The organism is Microbacterium sp. SW12, assembly GCF_055391095.1.
Window position 1 is genome coordinate 643,679 of sequence record NZ_AP024335.1, and the last position, 16,673, is coordinate 660,351.

The following is a 16,673-nucleotide window of genomic DNA, read 5'->3' on the forward strand; positions in this document are numbered from 1 at the left end:
GCTCTTGACGGTCACTCCCAGACGGTGGCGGCAGTGTCGACGACCAGGCGGATCTTGGCCCACTGCTCGTCCTCGGTGAGGAGGTTACCTTCCTCGGTCGAGGCGAAACCGCACTGGGGGCTGAGGGCCAGCTGCTCGAGCGGCGCGAACTGCGCAGCCTCCTGGATGCGGGTGCGCAACAGGTCGGCATCCTCGAGCTCGCCCGACTTGGTGGTCACCAGACCCAGCACGACGCGCTTGTGGCCGTGCGGAAGGAAGCGGAGCGGCTCGAAACCACCGGCGCGGTCGCTGTCGTACTCGAGGAAGTAGCCGTCGTAGTTCGTGTCGGCCAGCAGATGCTTCGCGACCGGCTCGTAGCCGCCGGAGGAGATCCACGTCGAGCGGAAGTTCCCGCGGCACACGTGGGTGGTGATCGTCATGTCGGCGGGCTTGGCCTCGAGGATCGCGTTGAGCATCGCCGAGTACCGTTCGCCGATTCCCGCGGTCCGGATGCCGCGGGCCGCTGCCTTTTCGAGCTCTTCGGGTGAGCAGAGGTAAGCCCACGCCGTGTCGTCGAACTGCAGGTAGCGGCATCCGGCGTCATAGAAGGCCTGCACGGCATCACGGTAGGCCTGCACGAGGTCGGGCACGAGCGCATCGCGGTCCGCGTAAAGGCCGGTGGTGATCCCGGCGGGCTCGAGACGGAAATCGAAGACGGTGGGGGCGGGGATCGTGAATTTCGGTGTTGCGCCGGTTGCGGCAGTGGCGTCGGCCAGAGCGCGGAAGTGGGCGAGGAACGGATGCGTGTCGCTGAAGCCGATGCGACCGCCTACCTGCAGGCCGAGCGGCCGGGTCTGCACACCCTGGAACTGGATGCCGTGGTCGAGCTCGACGACCTCGACACCATCGAGCATCCCGAAGAAGTCGAAGTGCCACCATGACCGGCGGAACTCGCCGTCGGTGGCAAGCCGCAGACCGTTCTGCGCTTCCTTGCCTACGAGCGCGGCGATCTGGGCGTCTTCCACCTCGCGCAGGGCGGTGTCGTCGATCTCTCCCGCCGCACGCGCGGCGCGGGCCTCGGCGAGGGCTGCCGGTCGGAGGAAACTGCCGACGATGTCGGCGCGGTAGGGAAGCTGTGTATCGGTCACACCGGGATGCTACTCCGACGTCTCGCGATGTCGGAGATCACTCGTACAGTAGGACGGTGCCAGAGCCCGTCATTCGTGCCCACAACCTCGTCAAGGCCTACAAGATCGCGGGCAAGGACGACTTCCTCGCCGTGAACGGGCTGTCGTTCGAGGTTGCCCCCGGTGAGTCCTTCGGGCTGCTGGGTCCCAACGGTGCAGGCAAGTCCACGACGATGAAGATGATCGGCGCAGTCTCGACCCGCACGAGCGGAGAGCTAAGCATCCTGGGCTTGGATCCCGACCAGTACGGTCCCGAGGTCCGCTCGCGGCTGGGCGTCGTTCCGCAGCAGGACAACCTCGACGGCGAACTCAACGCCCGCGAGAACCTCTTCATCTACGGCCGCTACTTCGGGCTGCCCGGCAAGGTGTGTTCCCAGAAGGCCGATGAGCTGCTGGCGTTCGCCGCGCTCGAAGACAAGGCAAAGAGCAAGGTCGATCAGCTCTCCGGCGGCATGAAGCGCCGGCTCACGATCGCCCGCGGGCTGATCAACGACCCCCGCATCCTGCTGCTGGACGAGCCCACGACGGGTCTTGATCCGCAGGCCCGGCACGTGCTGTGGGATCGCCTCTTCCGTTTGAAGGAGCGCGGCACGACGCTCGTGCTGACCACGCACTACATGGACGAGGCCGAGCAGCTGTGCGACAGGCTCATCGTGGTCGACAAGGGGCAGATCATGGCCGAGGGAACGCCGGCCTCCCTCATCCGCGAGCACTCCAGCCGCGAGGTGCTCGAGGTGCGTTTCGGATCGGACCGCAACGAGCAGGTGGCGCCCCAGCTCGAGGGGATCGGCGACCGCGTCGAGGTGCTTCCCGACCGGATCCTCGTCTACGCGCACGACGGCGAACGTGCGCTGGAGCAGGTGACAGCCGCCGGGCTGCAGCCGCTGACCTCCCTGGTGCGGCGGTCGAGCCTCGAGGATGTCTTCCTGCGCCTGACCGGAAGGTCGCTGATCGAATGAGCACGCCGGTTCCTGACGCGCGCACTCAGCCCTCGCTCGACGAGCTGCGCACCGAAGCGCTCGCCTGGGGGCGCAAGCCCCGCCGACGGGGGTCGTGGTACGTCGCCGAGCACATGGTGCGCGCGATGCGCGCGTACGGGTGGACCATCGTCGTCGGGGCGCTCGGGCAACCCATCCTGTATCTGCTCGGACTGGTGCTCGGACTTGCCGCGCTCCTGAACGGCACGATCGAGGTGCACGGCGAGCAGGTGGACTACCTCCTGTTCGTTGCGCCGGCGCTGCTCATGACCGCAGCGATCGGCGTGGCCACAGAAGAGTTCACCTACCCCGTGATGTCAGGCTTCAAGTGGCGGCGCTACTTCTACGGGTTCAACGCGTCGGCGCTGTCGAGCCCGCAGATCGCGAACGGGGTGATCCTCGGAGCCTCCGCCCGGATGCTGATCGCCGTCGTCGCCTACTACGTCTTCATCACCCTCTTCGGCGCGGTGCCCGACCCCGCCACCGGCTGGGTCGCGATGTTCGTCGGTCTGCTCGCGGGCCTCGCTTTCGGAGTTCCTCTGATGGCATACGCCGCCTCCATCCAGGACGACAAGGGTCAGTTCGCTCTCGTGCAGCGCTTCCTGTTCGTTCCGATGTTCCTGTTCTCGGGCACCTTCTACCCGCTCGATAGCCTTCCCATCTGGCTGCAGTGGATCGGCTGGATCTCGCCCCTGTGGCACGCGTCCGAGCTGGGCCGGATGGCGACGTACGGGGCCCCGGGCGGCCCGGGTGCTGCCGCGGTTCACCTCACGTATCTCCTCGTCCTCACCGTCGTCGGCTACGCATTCGCTCGCCGCACTTTTACGCAGAGGCTCGCGAAATGACCGCGGTGGCATCGGAAACGGAACCGCGCCGCAGCGGGAGCGTCCGCGCCCTGTGGTCGGGTAACCCCTGGGCCGTCGTGCAGCGCGGTCTCATCGCGGCGCGCTCGTCGAGCTGGGTTGTCGTGCTCTCGGGCTTCTTCGAGCCCGTGTTCTACCTGTTCTCTCTCGGCATCGGCCTCGGAAAGCTCATCGAGAACGTCGAGACGTCGTCGGGAATGGAGGTCTCCTACGCGGCCTTCATCGCCCCGGCGCTGCTGGCGGTCTCTGCGATGAACGGCGCGATCTACGACTCCACCTGGAACGTCTTCTTCAAGCTGAACTACGGCAAGCTCTACGAGGGGCAGCTCTCGACATCCCTCGGGCCGCTGGATGTCGCCCTCGGCGAGATCCTGTACGCGCTGCTGCGCGGACTCGTGTACGCGACCGGGTTCATGATCATCATGCAGTTCGCGGGCCTGAACCTCGCGCCCACGGCGATCCTCGCCCTCCCCGCTGTTGTGCTTATCGCCTTCGGATTCGCAAGCCTCGGGATGGCAGTCACGAGCTACATGAAGACCTTCCAGCACATGGACTGGATCAACATGGTGCTGCTGCCGATGTTCCTCTTCTCGGCGACCTTCTACCCGATCACCGTGTACCCCGAGGCAGTGCAGGCCATCGTGATGGCCCTACCGCTGTGGCATGGCGTCGAACTCATCCGCGGGCTCACCACTGGGGCGCTCTCGATCGCAATGCTCGGTCATGTGCTGTACTACGTGGTCATGATCGCTATCGGCCTCGTGTTCACGACCACGCGGCTTCGGAAGCTCTTCTTGGACTGACGCGACTGCTCCCGAGTCTCGCGCTACAGCGAGACGGTCTCGCCGGGCCCGATCTCCTCGTAGTCCACGTCCTTGGTCTCCGGAGACAGTATGAGGGCGATGAAGGTGAGTATGGCCATCGCCGACAGGTAAAGCCCGACGAGCCACGGGCTGCCATCGGCGGCTGCCCACAGTGCGACGGCCACGAGCGGAGCGAGTGCTGCGCCCAGGATCGACGACACGTTGTAGGACACGGCCGAGCCGGTGTAGCGCACCTCGGTGGGGAACAGTTCGGGCAGCACGGCGCCCATCGGCCCGAAGGTCGACCCCATGAGGACGAAGCCGAACACGAGGAAGGCCTGCACGAGTGCTCCGGTGAATTTCGGATCGGCCTGGGGGAGCAGGAACACCGTGAACGTGAAGCCGAACACGATGATCGCCGCGGTCACCCACAGCAGCAGGCGACGTCTGCCGATCGCGTCGGCCACGGGTCCCGACAGCAGCGTGAAGATCCCGAAGAAGACGACGCCGATGATTTGCATCAGCACGAAGTCCGTGTACCCGAAACCGAGGCCCGGAACGTAGCTGGCCGGGTCGAACGGCGTTCCGGCGGCTTCCGCGGCGGCCTGCGCGGCATCCGTCGTCGCCTTCGTCCCGTACGAGAGCGTGAAGCTCGTCATCAGGTAGAACAGCACGTAGGTCGCGAGCATGATGAACGTGCCGAGGATGAGCCGCCACCAGTAGCGACGCAGGGCGAGCCCGAGGGGGAACTTCCGGAGCGTCCCCCTCTTCTCGGCCCGCGTGAACGAGTCGGACTCGACCAGGCGCAGCCGCACCCACAGGCCGACGATGACCATGACCGCCGAGAACAGGAACGGGATGCGCCAGCCCCAGGCAAGGAAGGCGTCGGACGCCTGGGCCGTGCCGTCGGGGTGCGGGAGAGCAACGTTGATCGCCAGGAAGATGCCGTTGGCGATGATGAAACCGATGGGAGCGCCCAGCTGCGGGAATGTGCCGTACCAGGCTCGTTTGCCTGCCGGGGCGTTCTCGGTAGCGACGAGCGCGGCCCCCGACCACTCGCCTCCCAGCGCGAATCCCTGCGCGAGTCGCAGCACAAGCAGGAACACCGCGGCCCAGACCCCGATCTCGTTCACGGTCGGGAGTAGGCCGATCACGAAGGTCGCGATACCCATTGTGAGCAGCGAGGTGACCAGGGTCGCCTTGCGGCCAAACCGATCGCCGAAGTGGCCGAACACCACGGCGCCCAGGGGCCGGGCGACCATCGCGGCGCCGAAGACCGCAAAGGATGCCAGCAGTGATGTGGTCTCGTTACCGGTAGGAAAGAACAGCGCGGGGAAGACGAGAACTGCCGCCGTCGCGTACACGTAGAAGTCGTAGAACTCGATCGTCGTGCCGACGAGGCTTGCCGTGATGACGCGGCTTCGCGGGTTGGCGGGAGCGGACGGAACGGCGACGGAAGAGGTCATGGAGGCCTATCGGTGCGGGGGACGAGAACGGCCCCCGCACCTCCGATGCCTCAGCGCCAGAGTGTGGCGATGGCCGCGTTCACAAAGGTCAGGATGCCGATCGCCCAGAATACACCGGCGGGAGCCGAGCCGTTCCGCTTGGTGCGGGCCGATCCGATGCCCAGGAGTGCACCGATGATGAGCAGGATGACGAGCTTCGTGCCGATCTTCGCGTAGTTGAACTCGACGCCCTCGGGAACGCCCCAGGGTGCTGCCAGCGCGAGCCCCGCGACGCCTGCGATCAGCAGACCCCAGTTCATGAGTGCCGTCACGGCTCCGGTGCGCCGCACCGCCTCGACGACCCAGGCGCCGAACAGAGTCGCGAAGCCCGAGAGGTGAACGAGAAGGACGGCGTGACGAAGAATCTCCATGCCGTCAGCGTACCTTATGCCTCACTGAAGGTGGAGTCTTGTTCGCCTCACCCGGTGCTGGTCAGCCCCGCAGCTCCCGCAGCGCGAGCGCGGTGCGGAGGGCGGCATCCGCAGCCTCGAAGCCCTTGTCTTCGCGCGAGCCCGGAAGGCCGGCCCGGTCGATGCCCTGCGCCTCGTCGTCCAGAGTCAGCACGCCGAAGCCGACGGGCTTGCCGGCGTCCAGGGCGACGCGGGTGAGCCCGTCGGTGGCCGCTGACGAGACGAACTCGAAGTGCGGGGTTCCGCCGCGGATGATGACGCCGAGCGCGACGACCGCGTCGGCGCCGGCATCCAGAGCTGCCTTTGCCACGACGGGAAGCTCGAACGAGCCCGGGACAGGCACGACGCGGTAGGAAGCGCCGGCGGCATCGAGTGCCCGGCGGGCGCCGTCCAGGAGGCCGTTCGCGATGGTCTCGTGCCACTGGCCCGCGACGATCACGATGTCCAGTCCTGAGCCGTCGACGGTGTCGCGCTCGGGGGCGCCGGTTCCGCTCATGCGTCGGTCCTCTCTGCTGCGGCCCCGACTCCGAGGGCGCGATCCAGGTCGTCCAGGGCAATGGTGTGTCCCATGCGCTCGGCCTTCGTGGCCAGGTACTGGTGGTTGTTCGGGCCGACGCCCACGAGCAGCGGCACCTGCTCCGCGATGTCGAGGCCGAGCTCGCGAAGCTGAGCCACCTTGTCGCCGTTGTTGGTGAGCAGTCGCATCCGGTCGATGCCAAGATCTCCCAGGATGCCGGCAGCGGCAGCGTAGTCTCGCGCATCGGCGGGCAGCCCGAGGGCCAGGTTCGCATCGACAGTGTCGAGGCCGCGCTCCTGCAGGCTGTAGGCCCGCAGCTTGTTGATCAGGCCGATACCGCGTCCCTCGTGTCCGCGCATGTAGATGACAACGCCGCCGTCTTGCGCGATAGCGTCGAGCGCGGCATCCAGCTGGGGGCCGCATTCGCACTTCAGGGAGCCGAAAGCCTCGCCGGTCAGGCACTCCGAGTGCACGCGCACGAGGGGTGCGTCCTCGGCCAGATCACCGGCCACGACCGCAATGTGGTCGGTGCCGGTGATCCGATCCTTGTACGCGAGGAAGCGGAACACGCCGTGCGCGGTCGGGACCGTCGCCTCGGCGCGCAAACTCACGCGGCGGCGGTGCACGTCCTGCGGCGCGGCCGCGCGCGGCTCGTTTTCGTCAAGGTAGGCGATGAGCTGCTCGATCGTGATGACGGGAACACCATCGCGGGCTCCGAGCTCCAGCAGCCCGGGCATCCGCATCATCGAGCCGTCTTCGGCGACGACCTCGGCGATCGCGCCGACCGGCTGCAGTCCTGCCAGGCGCATCAACTCGACAGCCGCCTCGGTGTGTCCAGCGCGCTCGCGGACGCCGCCGTCGACGGCGCGAAGCGGCAGGACGTGGCCCGGCCGGATGACACTTGAGGGCGTCGAGTCAGGATCGGCGAGCACGTTCAGCGTGTGTGCCCGGTCGCTCGCGCTGATGCCGGTCGAGGTGCGGTCGGCGGCATCCACCGTGACGGTGTACGCGGTGCCCCGGGCATCCTCGTTGACCGCAACCATGGGTGGCAGGTCTAGCCGGTCTGCCCATTCGGCGGGCATCGGCGCGCACAGCAGGCCGCTGGACCAGCGGATCGTCCACGCCACAGCCTCGGGGGTGGCGAGCTCTGCCGAGAGGACGACATCGCCCTCGTTCTCGCGATTCTCGTCATCCGCGACGATGATCGGGCGCCCGGCGCGTAGCGCATCCAGGGCCTCGGTGATGGGGGCAAGGCTCATTGCGAGCCTCCTTCGGTCGGGGCGGCCGCGGCCGCCGGGGGGAACGCCAGCAGACGCTGCACGTGACGGGCAAGGATGTCGGTTTCGAGGTTGACGGGCGAGCCCGCTTGGAGGGAGTCGAACGTCGTAGCCTCGAGGGTTTCGGGGATGAGCGAAACCTCGAACCACGGCTCTGTCGCGGCCGGGTCGCTCACGGCGCTGACGGTCAGCGAGACGCCGTCCATCGCGATCGAGCCCTTGTCGACGACCAGAGGCGCCAGATGCTGGGGGATCGCGACGCGGATCACGCGCCACTGGTCGCCGGGCCGCACCTCGACGACGGTGCCCGTGCCATCGATGTGCCCCTGCACGATGTGTCCACCCAGGCGCCCGCCTGCTGCGGTAGCGCGTTCGAGGTTGACCAGGCGGTCGACGGAAACATCGGCGAGGGTCGACATGTCGAGCGTCTGGCGCATCACGTCGGCGGTGAAGCCGTCGCCGTCGCGGGCGACGACGGTCAGGCACACACCGCTGACGGCGATGGAGTCGCCGTGCGCGGCATCAGCGACGGACTTCGGTGCGTGAATCGTCACCCGGATGCCGTCACCCGACGGTTCGACGGCGGTGACGCGGCCGATCTCTTCAACGAGTCCTGTGAACATGGCGATCTCCTGACTACACCGACGACGCGTCAGCGGCGGTGGTCTCGGGGGACGGGGATTCGGGGGCCTCGGCGGCGGCGCGGGGGCGTGCGACAAGCAACACGTCATCGCCGAGCCGCTCGAGCGCGGTCAGCTCGAGTCGGTGAGCGTCAGCGAGGGTCGTGACCCCGATGTCGGTGACGGCCGGCCTGTCGCCGTCGGGGCCGGAGCCGATCAGTACCGGAGCGACATACGCCAGCACCTCGTCGACGAGCCCGGCGCGCAGGAATGATGCCGCAACCGTCGGCCCGCCCTCTACGAAAACACGCTGGATGCCGAGATCGCGCAGTTCGTCCAGCACCATGGTGAGGTCTGTCCCGGGCCGCTGGATCAGGGTGCGGGGATGCCTGCGCACCTGCGCGGCATCCGGAATCGCGCGCCGCCCGAGAACGACAGGCAGGGGCTGCTGCGACAGTGGCTGCCCGGCAGCCCCTCGTGCGGTGAGCGCCGGGTCATCGGCGAGCACGGTTCCAATGCCAACCACGATGGCATCGGCATCCGATCGCCGCCGGTGCACGTCAGCGCGCGCCTCGGGGCCGGTGATCCACATGCTCGTGCCGTCGGCGGCGGCGGCCCGGCCGTCCAGACTCTGCGCCCACTTCACCGTCACGTGCGGTCTACCCAGCCGCTGCACCGTGAGCCAGCTTTCGAGCAGCGCCGTGCCGTCTTCGCGCAGCACGCCCGGCTCGGTTTCGATTCCGGCTGCGAGCAGCCGCGCGGCGCCGCCGCCCGAGACGGCGCCGGGATCGTCGACCGCGTAGACCACACGGGCCACACCAGCGTCAATGAGGGCTTGCGCGCAGGGACCCGTGCGGCCGGTGTGGTTGCAGGGCTCGAGGGTGACAATTGCCGTGGCGCCGCGAAGCTGGTCGGGCGTCAGCTGTGACATCGCGTCGACTTCGGCGTGTGCTGTTCCTACACCCCGATGCCAGCCTTCGGCGAGAACGTCGCCCTCGGGCGAGAGGATGACGGCCCCGACCTGGGGGTTCACCCCGCGGGGACCGCGCAGCGCGGCGTTGAGCGCGCGTCTCATCGCCGCTGTCTCGCTTGTGCCTTGACTCACTGCCCACTCCGGTCGGGTACGCCGGGGCAGGGAAGGCGACAACGCCGTGGCGTCACCTGTGCTGCCTCCCATCCGGACTGACGACACTTTCGTGTCGCATCACCGTCGGTTCCGGAATTTCACCGGATCAACCGCTGCGGCGTTCTCTCGAACACGGATGCAGCGGGTCGCGGACTGTCACCGCCGGTTCGGATTCTCACCGACCCCGGAGCACGTTCATTGCTCTCGAGTGTAGTCAACGCGCCGCGCGTGCGTTCATTCCCGGTGGCCTACGCTGCTTCGCGTCCGTCGACCATGGCGCGGGCGGTGCGCTCATCGATGACGAGATCTGTGATGAGGCCTGCGGCGAGTGCGCCGCGCAGACTCGGGATCTTGGCCTCGCCGGTCACGATGCAGCAGCGCCGCGGGACCGCGCGAAGCAGATCGAACGAGGGGCCCGATCCCCGCTCGTTCAACGCGATCCCCTCGGTCGAGCCGTTCGCGCGGTAGAAGACCGTCGCGACGTCACCCACGACCCGTTCTGCCTTCAGCTGCTCGAGGTCGGCGGGTTCGAGGTAATCGCCGGCGTGCACGCGGCTGGGTACCTCGGCCCGGAACGCTCCCACGCTGAACAGCACGAGACCCATGCGGCTCTGGATATCGAGGATGCGTCGCGTGCTGCGCTCCCGCCAGAGTGCGCGCCGAGTCTCGGGATCGTCGAAGAACGCGGGGACGGGGAACTGTTCGGCATCCCCACCGTATGCGGTGCTGAATCTGCTGAGCAGTTCGCTCGCATACGTGATACCGGACGTCTTCACGTTCCCCGAGCCGTTCAGCTGCACGAATGTCGTGCCGTGCACGCGCTTGGGAGTGAGACGCCGTGCTATTGCAGCCAGTGTTGATCCCCACGCGATGCCGACCACCAGATCCGAGACGATTAGCTCATCGAGCAACTGAGCTGCTCCCTGCGCGACGCGGTCGAGGCGCTCGAGATCGCTCACCGATTCGGGGACGGGAATGACCTGTGCGCGGACGCCGAACTGGCGCCGCAGCTGCGTCTCCACGAGTCCCGGGGCGTCGAGGGGTGAACGCACGCGCACCTCGACGATTCCCTCGGCGCGCGCAAACGACAGCAGTCGCGACACCGTGGAGCGCGAGGTCCCGAGCTCGGCGGCAATGGCATCCATGGTGCGGAGCTGGACGTAGTAGAGGTGGGCGGCGGTCAGTGCCCGCCGCAAGTGGTTTGAGTCGTCGCTCACGCGAACAGTGTGCACGTATGTGCATTAGGTCTGCAACTTCGATCAGTCATGGGACGATGGGAGCACGCGGGAAGTCCCCGAGCGAGGAAGGACACCAATCGATGAGCGTCGTCGAACGAAACAGTGTCGAGCGAGGCACCGTCACCCAGTTGAGCGACCGGCCGCAGGCCGATGTCCTCATCGTCGGCGGAGGGGTGAACGGACTCGCGACTTTTCGGGACCTCGCTCTCCAGGGCGTGGATGTCGCGATCGTCGAACGCGGTGACTTCGTCAGCGGCGCATCAGCAGCGTCGTCGCACATGATCCACGGCGGCGTCCGTTACCTCGAGAACGGCGAGTTCCGGCTTGTGCACGAGGCGGTCACGGAACGCAACGATCTGCTCGCCACGGCTCCCCACTACGTCCGTCCGTTGCAGACGACGATCCCGATCTTCTCCACGTTCTCGGGGGTGTTTTCGGCGCCCCTCCGTTTCCTGCGTCACGGCGCAGGAAAGCACGTCGAGCGCGGCGCCGCGCTGATCAAGATCGGCCTTACGATCTACGACTCGTTCTCGCGCGGCGGCGGCCGTGTTCCCCGCCACACCTTCCGCGGACGCGCCGGTTCGCTGCGAGCGCTTCCGGCGATCAACGAGACCGTCAAGTACACCGCGACCTACTGGGATGCCTCGGTGCACGACCCTGAGCGACTCGCGCTCGATCTGCTCCGCGACGGGCGTGCCGCCGGTGGCGACCGCGCCCGGGCCGCGAACTACCTCGAAGTCGTGGGGGCAGCGGACGGCGCGATCACGCTTCGCGACACCGAGACAGGTGCCGAGTTCCCGTTCCGCGCCGCGGTCGTGATCAACGCATCCGGACCCTGGACCGACCTCACCAACCGTGCGCTCGGCGCGCCGACGACCTTCATGGGCGGCACCAAGGGGTCGCACATCGTGCTCGACAACCCCGAGCTGCTGGCAGCCACGGCTGGTCGAGAGATCTTCTTCGAACACCGCGACGGTCGCATCGTGCTCATCTACCCGCTCAAGGGACGCGTCCTGGTCGGCACCACCGACCTCGAGCACGACATGGCAGAGCCCGCGGTGTGCACCGAGCCCGAAGTTGACTACTTCATCGACCTCATCGGGCACGTCTTCCCCGACATCACCGTCGACCGCTCGCAGATCGTGTACCGCTTCTCGGGTGTCCGCCCGCTTCCCGGCCACGGCGATCTCGCTCCCGGCTTCGTCTCGCGCGATTACCGTGTCGAGACCGAGCAGCTCCCCGGGTCGGCGGACACCACGGTGATCAGCCTCGTCGGCGGCAAGTGGACCACCTTCCGTGCCTCCGCCGCCCACCTCACCGATGACGCCCTCGCTCTGCTCGCTCGGCCCCGCATCGTCACGACCCATGGCCGTGCGATCGGCGGCGGAGCCGGGTATCCGGTGACCGAGCGGGCACGGCACCAGTGGGTCGCCGAGAACCGCCGGGGGCTCTCGAAGGATGCCGCAGCCACCCTCCTCGAACGCTACGGAACGACAGCCCGCGAGGTCATCGCCTTCGTCGACGAGGATGCCGATGACCGGCCACTCCGGACCCTTCCCGCCTACAGCACCGGCGAGCTGCGTTACCTGGCGAGCACAGAGGATGTCGTCCATCTGGCCGACCTGCTGCTGCGCCGCACGAGCCTCGCGTTCCGCGGTGAGGCGACTCCCGCGGTCGTCGCCGAGATCGCCGACGCCGTCGCGCCCGTCCTCGGATGGGACGAGGATGCCGCCAGGGCAGAGGTCGCCGCGGCACTTGCCGCTGTCCACGCCGCCGATCCGACCTGGCAGCCCGCAGCGGCACCGGTAGCCTGAGCGGCGCGACATCCATCGCCTGGAGGCGCTCAACACTTCGGGAGGCATCGTGGCCGAACACGTCTTAGCCATCGACCAGGGCACCACCTCGACGCGGGCAATCGTGTTCGATCGTGCCGGAACGGTAGTTGCAACGGCTCAGCGCGAGCACGAGCAGATATTTCCGCGCGCCGGCTGGGTCGAGCACGACCCCATGGAGATCTGGACCAACACCGAGTGGGTGATCTCTGGCGTCCTCGCCAAGGCTCACCTGCAGGCATCCGGTATCGCCGCGGCCGGGGTCACGAACCAGCGCGAGACCGCGATCGTGTGGGACCGCCGCACCGGGCAGCCCGTTTTCAACGCCATCGTGTGGCAAGACACCCGCACGCAGCCTCGGCTGGATGCGCTGGCCCGTGACGGGGTCGGCGATCGGGTCACCGAGGTGACGGGTCTTCCGCTTGCCACCTACTTCTCGGCATCCAAGATCGCCTGGATCCTCGACCACGTGCCGGGGGCGCGGGCGGATGCCGAAGCCGGCCATCTGCTGTTCGGCACCCCCGACTCGTGGGTGGTGTGGAATCTCACCGGCGGCACCAGCGGCGGAGCGCACGTGACCGATGTCACCAACGCGAGCCGCACGCTGCTCATGGACCTGCAGACCCTCGACTGGTCGGACGAGATGCTCGCGCTGTGGAACATCCCGCGCGCCATGATGCCCGAGATCCGATCGTCGTCGGACGTCGTGGGCGAGCTCGCGCTTCCGGGCACCGCGCGAGAACTGCCGATCGCCGGGATCCTTGGCGATCAGCAGGCCGCCACCTTCGGTCAGGCCGCCTTCGGGGTCGGGGATTCGAAGAACACCTACGGCACCGGCAACTTCTTGCTGGTCGGAACCGGCACCGAGATCGTCCGGTCCCGGCACGGTCTGATCACGACGGTCGCGTACCGGCTCGGCGACGGGCCCGCCCACTACGCGCTGGAAGGTTCGATCGCCGTCACCGGATCGCTCGTGCAGTGGTTGCGCGACAACCTCGGGATCATCGACCGCGCGCAGGATGTCGAGACCCTCGCCATGACCGTCGAGAACGCCGGCGGATCGTACTTCGTGCCCGCATTCTCGGGCCTGTTCGCTCCCTACTGGCGACCGGATGCCCGCGGTGCGATCGTCGGCCTCACCCGGTACGTGACCCGCGCGCACATCGCCCGCGCCGCTCTCGAGTCGACCGCCTTCCAGACCCGGGACGTGATCGAGGCCGTCGTCGGGGATGCCGGCCGCGACCTCTCGGAACTCCGCGTCGACGGTGGGATGACGAAGAACGATCTGCTCATGCAGTTCCAGGCCGACATCCTCGGCATCCCGGTCGTGCGCCCGCGCGTGGTCGAGACGACGGCCCTCGGCGCTGCCTATGCGGCAGGCCTCGCCGTCGGAGTCTGGTCGGACCTTGACGAGCTACGCGAACACTGGCAGGTCGACCGCCGGTTCGAGCCGCAGATGTCGGACGAGGAACGCGCTCGCCGTTACCGCCTCTGGAAGAAGGCGGTCACGAAGTCCCTCGATTGGGTCGACGACGACGCCCGGACACTCATGGACACGCTCGGCGACTGATTCGTTCGCGTTGCGCCGATGGGCGGTCGCTGCGGTAAGTGGTGCCGCTACGCGAACTGCCCAGCGCGGGGACATGCCCTCGCCGGCTGCGCCGGCTCCCGCCAGACCCGGTGCCAGCCCAGCGCTGGGCAGTTCGCTTCGCTCCTGCATAGACGATCGGGTGGTCGGGTATGCCGTGCGTCAGTTTCCGCGAGCCCCGCGCAGTTCGCTTCGCTCCTGCGCTACTTCAGGAGGCGAGAGAGGCGGCGATCGGCGAGCAGCTTGCCGCCGGTCTGGCACGTGGGGCAGTACTCGAGAGAGTTGTCGGCGAAGAAGACGCTGCGCACCTCGTCGCCGCACACGGGGCATGACTGGCCGCGACGACCATGTACGCGCATCCCGCGGCGCTTGGCATCCTTGAGATCTGCGGGCGGCTTCCCGGATGCCTCCGCGATCGCCTCGGCGAGGGTGTGCTGCATTGCGGTGAAGAGGGTGTCGATGTCGGCATCGGTCAGGTTTGCTGCCAGAGCGTACGGCGACATCCGTGCCGCGTGGAGGATCTCGTCGGAGTAGGCGTTGCCGATGCCGGCGATGATCGACTGATCGCGCAGCACGCCTTTGATTTGAGTGCGGCGCCCCCTCAGGAGTGCGGCGAAGGCTTCGCGATCGAAGGTCGGGTCCAGAGGATCGGGACCGAGCCGCTCGATGCCGGGTACGTCGGTCGGGTTTCGGGCCGCGTAGACGGCGAGGGACTTCTTCGTCCCGGCTTCGGTGAGGTCGAATCCCGAGCCGTCCGAGAAGCCGACGCGCAGTGCAATGGGAGTCTTACCGGGACGGATGATCGTGCTCGGCAGTCCGTCGTACCAACGGAGCCATCCCGCCTTCGCGAGGTGGAAGATCAGGTGCAGCGCGGGAGCAGCGTCCGCTTGTGCTTCGATGTCGATGAACTTGCCGTGGCGCGACACCGACAGCACCGTCGTGCCGACGAGCGCATCCAGCGGCGGGTCGTAGGTCTTGAGGGCTGCGATGTTTGTCACCGTCGCGCGTGAGACGGTCAGTTCCGGCAAGCGGCCCGCGAGGTAGTCGACCAGTCCCTGCACTTCCGGCATCTCGGGCATGGCGCCATCCTGTCATGGGGTGGGAATCGGCGGCAGACCCCGATCGAGGACCGGCCACGCTACCGGCGTGCGGTCATCGCCGGGAAGAAGGCCTGCGATCCAGGCATCGTCTCGCTGTAGAGGGCCGGCGAGCGCCTGGCGCAGCGTCCCCTCGTAGCGGAATCCGAGTGCGCGAGCCGTCCGCGCCGACCCGGTGTTTCCCACGACGGCGCGCCACTCGATGCGCACCAGCGACATTCCCGCGGATTCGAACCCAAAGTCGACGACCGCGGTGGCAGCTTCGGTGAGGAGGTGCTGCCTACGCGCCCAGGGCGACATCCAGAACCCCAGCTCAGCAGCATCCGGCTCCCGACGGTACAGCCCGATCATGCCGGCGAGGCGCCCGTCGTGACGGATGCCCCACGTCGCCTCTCTTCCCTCGGCCCAGTGGCGCTGCACGCGAGGGATGAACTGCTCGGCGTGCTCGCGGAGATACGGCGAAGGCACGGTGGTGTATCGCTGGATCGCCGGATCCTGGCACGCCTCGAAGATCGCATCCACGTCGGCGTCGGTCGGCGGCGAGAGTTCGCATCGCTCGGTGCGCAGCACGACGACATCCATCGCCCCACCCTATGCGCCGGGCTTGTCGAGCGGCGCGTCGCAACTCCTGCAATAGCTGGGGCCGGGTGTCGGCTCTGCCATTCGCGAGTACGGATTGCAGGAGTTGTGACGCGTCCTCCCCAGCTTCGCGTTCTCGCCCGTTTGCTGTTGCTGTGCAGACGCCAGGTCTTCCGGCGGTGCGACGGCGCCACTCTCTCCGTATGAACCCTGCGTATCGTCGCTATAACCGCACGGAACTGGGAAGTCTGGGGCTGGGTCGAACCGCACTTCGGGCGGCGGTGCGATCAGGATCGTGGCTCCGTGCCCGTCGAGACGTCTACCTTCCAGCTGACACCCCGCTACCGCTTGCACGGGCCGCCGCCGTCGGCGGTCGCCTCGATTGCGTGTCCCTCTTGCGGCTACAAGGCGTCTTTGTTGCTGAGCGGCACAGCCTACACGTGCAGTTCGAGCGCGACGCGAGCCGGCTCCCGTCGCGTCATGGCGTGGTGGCTCATTGGCGCACCTCGGATGCCCCAAGACACGATCTCGTGTGCGGGATTGTTGAGGCGCTCGCCCAGGCGTGTCGGTGTCAGCCCGCTCGGTACGCGGTTGCAACGCTCGACAGCGCCTGGCATCAGGGATTGGTCACGGAGAGCGAGATCGCTGAGGTTTTTGATCGATTGCCTCAGCGATACCGCCGGATTCGAAGCCTGCTCGACCCTCGGTGTGAGTCGGGAACGGAGACACTGGTACGGCTGATGCTGCGGTCGCTGGGCGCATCCTTCGTGATTCAGGCGCAGCTGCCCGGGGTGGGGCGAGTGGACTTTGTCGTCGACGGCTGGCTCGTTGTCGAGTGCGACAGCGTCGCCTTCCACGCCGATGAGCGCACCCAGCGACGTGATCGAGAGCGAGACCTTGCCGCTGCCCTCAGCGGGTACACGACCCTCCGGCTCTTGGCAGAGGACATCCTCTATCGCCCCGATCGTGTTCGCGAGGCCCTACGGTCAGTGCTGGCCCACGGTCGGAGGCGACGCTAACTCCTGCAGAAGGGTATCTTTGGTGCCGCCGAGTGAACTCTGGCCTGCGAATTGCA

At 67.6% G+C, this 16,673-nt stretch carries 16 protein-coding genes and 1 riboswitch; of the genes, 6 read left to right on the forward strand and 10 right to left on the reverse strand.

What is annotated here, in order from left to right:
- Nucleotides 1-11: 11 nt before the first annotated feature.
- Nucleotides 12-1,127 (reverse strand): 5-methyltetrahydropteroyltriglutamate--homocysteine S-methyltransferase, encoded by a 1,116-nt coding sequence (locus MICSW_RS03195; protein ID WP_464496735.1) that lies wholly within the window; start codon nt 1,125-1,127, stop codon nt 12-14.
- A 56-nt stretch (nt 1,128-1,183) separates the two neighbouring features.
- Between MICSW_RS03195 and MICSW_RS03200 the strand changes: the two genes are divergently transcribed.
- From MICSW_RS03200 to MICSW_RS03210, 3 genes are read left to right on the forward strand one after another with little or no spacing between them, the layout of a single operon-like run.
- On the forward strand, nt 1,184-2,125 hold the full coding sequence (locus MICSW_RS03200; protein ID WP_292732825.1) for an ABC transporter ATP-binding protein: 942 nt from the start codon (nt 1,184-1,186) through the stop codon (nt 2,123-2,125).
- Nucleotides 2,122-2,988 (forward strand): ABC transporter permease, encoded by an 867-nt coding sequence (locus tag MICSW_RS03205; protein WP_292732823.1) that lies wholly within the window; start codon nt 2,122-2,124, stop codon nt 2,986-2,988. Before MICSW_RS03200 ends, MICSW_RS03205 begins: the two co-directional genes overlap by 4 nt.
- On the forward strand, nt 2,985-3,809 hold the full coding sequence (locus MICSW_RS03210) for an ABC transporter permease (RefSeq protein WP_464496736.1): 825 nt from the start codon (nt 2,985-2,987) through the stop codon (nt 3,807-3,809). The genes MICSW_RS03205 and MICSW_RS03210 overlap by 4 nt, the downstream gene beginning before the upstream one ends.
- Before the next feature lie 23 nt (nt 3,810-3,832).
- Here the strand turns inward: MICSW_RS03210 and MICSW_RS03215 are convergent, their stop codons facing one another.
- The 7 genes from MICSW_RS03215 to MICSW_RS03245 form a co-directional block, all read right to left on the reverse strand.
- Nucleotides 3,833-5,275, reverse strand: coding sequence for an MFS transporter (locus MICSW_RS03215; RefSeq protein WP_464496737.1), 1,443 nt, complete (start codon nt 5,273-5,275; stop codon nt 3,833-3,835).
- A 50-nt stretch (nt 5,276-5,325) separates the two neighbouring features.
- The gene (locus MICSW_RS03220) at nt 5,326-5,685 is read right to left on the reverse strand and encodes a Fe-S protein (RefSeq protein WP_464496738.1); all 360 of its coding nucleotides are present in this window, start codon (nt 5,683-5,685) and stop codon (nt 5,326-5,328) included.
- A gap of 61 nt (nt 5,686-5,746) precedes the next feature.
- The gene (gene ribH, locus MICSW_RS03225) at nt 5,747-6,220 is read right to left on the reverse strand and encodes a 6,7-dimethyl-8-ribityllumazine synthase (protein ID WP_292732817.1); all 474 of its coding nucleotides are present in this window, start codon (nt 6,218-6,220) and stop codon (nt 5,747-5,749) included.
- A complete protein-coding gene (gene ribA, locus MICSW_RS03230) occupies nt 6,217-7,500 on the reverse strand; it encodes a GTP cyclohydrolase II (protein WP_464496739.1) in 1,284 nt (427 codons plus the stop codon). Before ribA ends, ribH begins: the two co-directional genes overlap by 4 nt.
- Nucleotides 7,497-8,141: a riboflavin synthase gene (locus MICSW_RS03235; RefSeq protein WP_464496740.1), complete on the reverse strand. Its 645-nt coding sequence runs from the start codon at nt 8,139-8,141 to the stop codon at nt 7,497-7,499. Before MICSW_RS03235 ends, ribA begins: the two co-directional genes overlap by 4 nt.
- Nucleotides 8,142-8,154: 13 nt before the next feature.
- Nucleotides 8,155-9,213, reverse strand: a complete 1,059-nt coding sequence (ribD, locus tag MICSW_RS03240) for a bifunctional diaminohydroxyphosphoribosylaminopyrimidine deaminase/5-amino-6-(5-phosphoribosylamino)uracil reductase RibD (protein WP_464496741.1) — start codon at nt 9,211-9,213, stop codon at nt 8,155-8,157.
- Between the two features lie 86 nt (nt 9,214-9,299).
- Nucleotides 9,300-9,459, reverse strand: a riboswitch (FMN riboswitch).
- 53 nt (nt 9,460-9,512) lie between these two features.
- Nucleotides 9,513-10,481 (reverse strand): sugar-binding transcriptional regulator, encoded by a 969-nt coding sequence (locus MICSW_RS03245; protein ID WP_464496742.1) that lies wholly within the window; start codon nt 10,479-10,481, stop codon nt 9,513-9,515.
- 101 nt (nt 10,482-10,582) lie between these two features.
- Here MICSW_RS03245 and MICSW_RS03250 point away from each other — a divergent pair, with 101 nt between their 5' ends.
- Nucleotides 10,583-12,316, forward strand: a complete 1,734-nt coding sequence (locus tag MICSW_RS03250; protein WP_464496743.1) for a glycerol-3-phosphate dehydrogenase/oxidase — start codon at nt 10,583-10,585, stop codon at nt 12,314-12,316.
- A gap of 49 nt (nt 12,317-12,365) precedes the next feature.
- Entirely contained in the window at nt 12,366-13,904 is a 1,539-nt protein-coding gene (gene glpK, locus MICSW_RS03255) for a glycerol kinase GlpK (RefSeq protein WP_348681196.1), read from the forward strand.
- A gap of 221 nt (nt 13,905-14,125) precedes the next feature.
- On the opposite strand, the gene MICSW_RS03260 is transcribed toward glpK, so the two are convergent.
- Nucleotides 14,126-15,001: an Fpg/Nei family DNA glycosylase gene (locus tag MICSW_RS03260; RefSeq protein WP_464496744.1), complete on the reverse strand. Its 876-nt coding sequence runs from the start codon at nt 14,999-15,001 to the stop codon at nt 14,126-14,128.
- A 12-nt stretch (nt 15,002-15,013) separates the two neighbouring features.
- Complete coding sequence (locus MICSW_RS03265; RefSeq protein ID WP_464496745.1) at nt 15,014-15,601, reverse strand: GNAT family N-acetyltransferase; 588 nt, start codon at nt 15,599-15,601, stop codon at nt 15,014-15,016.
- A 737-nt stretch (nt 15,602-16,338) separates the two neighbouring features.
- Between MICSW_RS03265 and MICSW_RS03270 the strand changes: the two genes are divergently transcribed.
- The gene (locus tag MICSW_RS03270) at nt 16,339-16,617 is read left to right on the forward strand and encodes a DUF559 domain-containing protein (RefSeq protein WP_375236713.1); all 279 of its coding nucleotides are present in this window, start codon (nt 16,339-16,341) and stop codon (nt 16,615-16,617) included.
- Nucleotides 16,618-16,673: the final 56 nt, after the last annotated feature.

Excerpts from the sequence above, each read along its gene's own strand:
- MICSW_RS03205 (WP_292732823.1), top strand. The coding sequence starts at position 2,122 with ATGAGCACGCCGGTTCCTGACGCGCGCACTCAGCCCTCGCTCGACGAG.
- MICSW_RS03210 (WP_464496736.1), top strand. The coding sequence starts at position 2,985 with ATGACCGCGGTGGCATCGGAAACGGAACCGCGCCGCAGCGGGAGCGTC.
- MICSW_RS03215 (WP_464496737.1), bottom strand. The coding sequence starts at position 5,275 with ATGACCTCTTCCGTCGCCGTTCCGTCCGCTCCCGCCAACCCGCGAAGC.
- MICSW_RS03220 (WP_464496738.1), bottom strand. The coding sequence starts at position 5,685 with ATGGAGATTCTTCGTCACGCCGTCCTTCTCGTTCACCTCTCGGGCTTC.
- ribH (WP_292732817.1), bottom strand. The coding sequence starts at position 6,220 with ATGAGCGGAACCGGCGCCCCCGAGCGCGACACCGTCGACGGCTCAGGA.
- ribA (WP_464496739.1), bottom strand. The coding sequence starts at position 7,500 with ATGAGCCTTGCCCCCATCACCGAGGCCCTGGATGCGCTACGCGCCGGG.
- MICSW_RS03235 (WP_464496740.1), bottom strand. The coding sequence starts at position 8,141 with ATGTTCACAGGACTCGTTGAAGAGATCGGCCGCGTCACCGCCGTCGAA.
- ribD (WP_464496741.1), bottom strand. The coding sequence starts at position 9,213 with ATGAGACGCGCGCTCAACGCCGCGCTGCGCGGTCCCCGCGGGGTGAAC.
- MICSW_RS03250 (WP_464496743.1), top strand. The coding sequence starts at position 10,583 with ATGAGCGTCGTCGAACGAAACAGTGTCGAGCGAGGCACCGTCACCCAG.
- MICSW_RS03260 (WP_464496744.1), bottom strand. The coding sequence starts at position 15,001 with ATGCCCGAGATGCCGGAAGTGCAGGGACTGGTCGACTACCTCGCGGGC.
- MICSW_RS03265 (WP_464496745.1), bottom strand. The coding sequence starts at position 15,601 with ATGGATGTCGTCGTGCTGCGCACCGAGCGATGCGAACTCTCGCCGCCG.
- MICSW_RS03270 (WP_375236713.1), top strand. The coding sequence starts at position 16,339 with ATGCTGCGGTCGCTGGGCGCATCCTTCGTGATTCAGGCGCAGCTGCCC.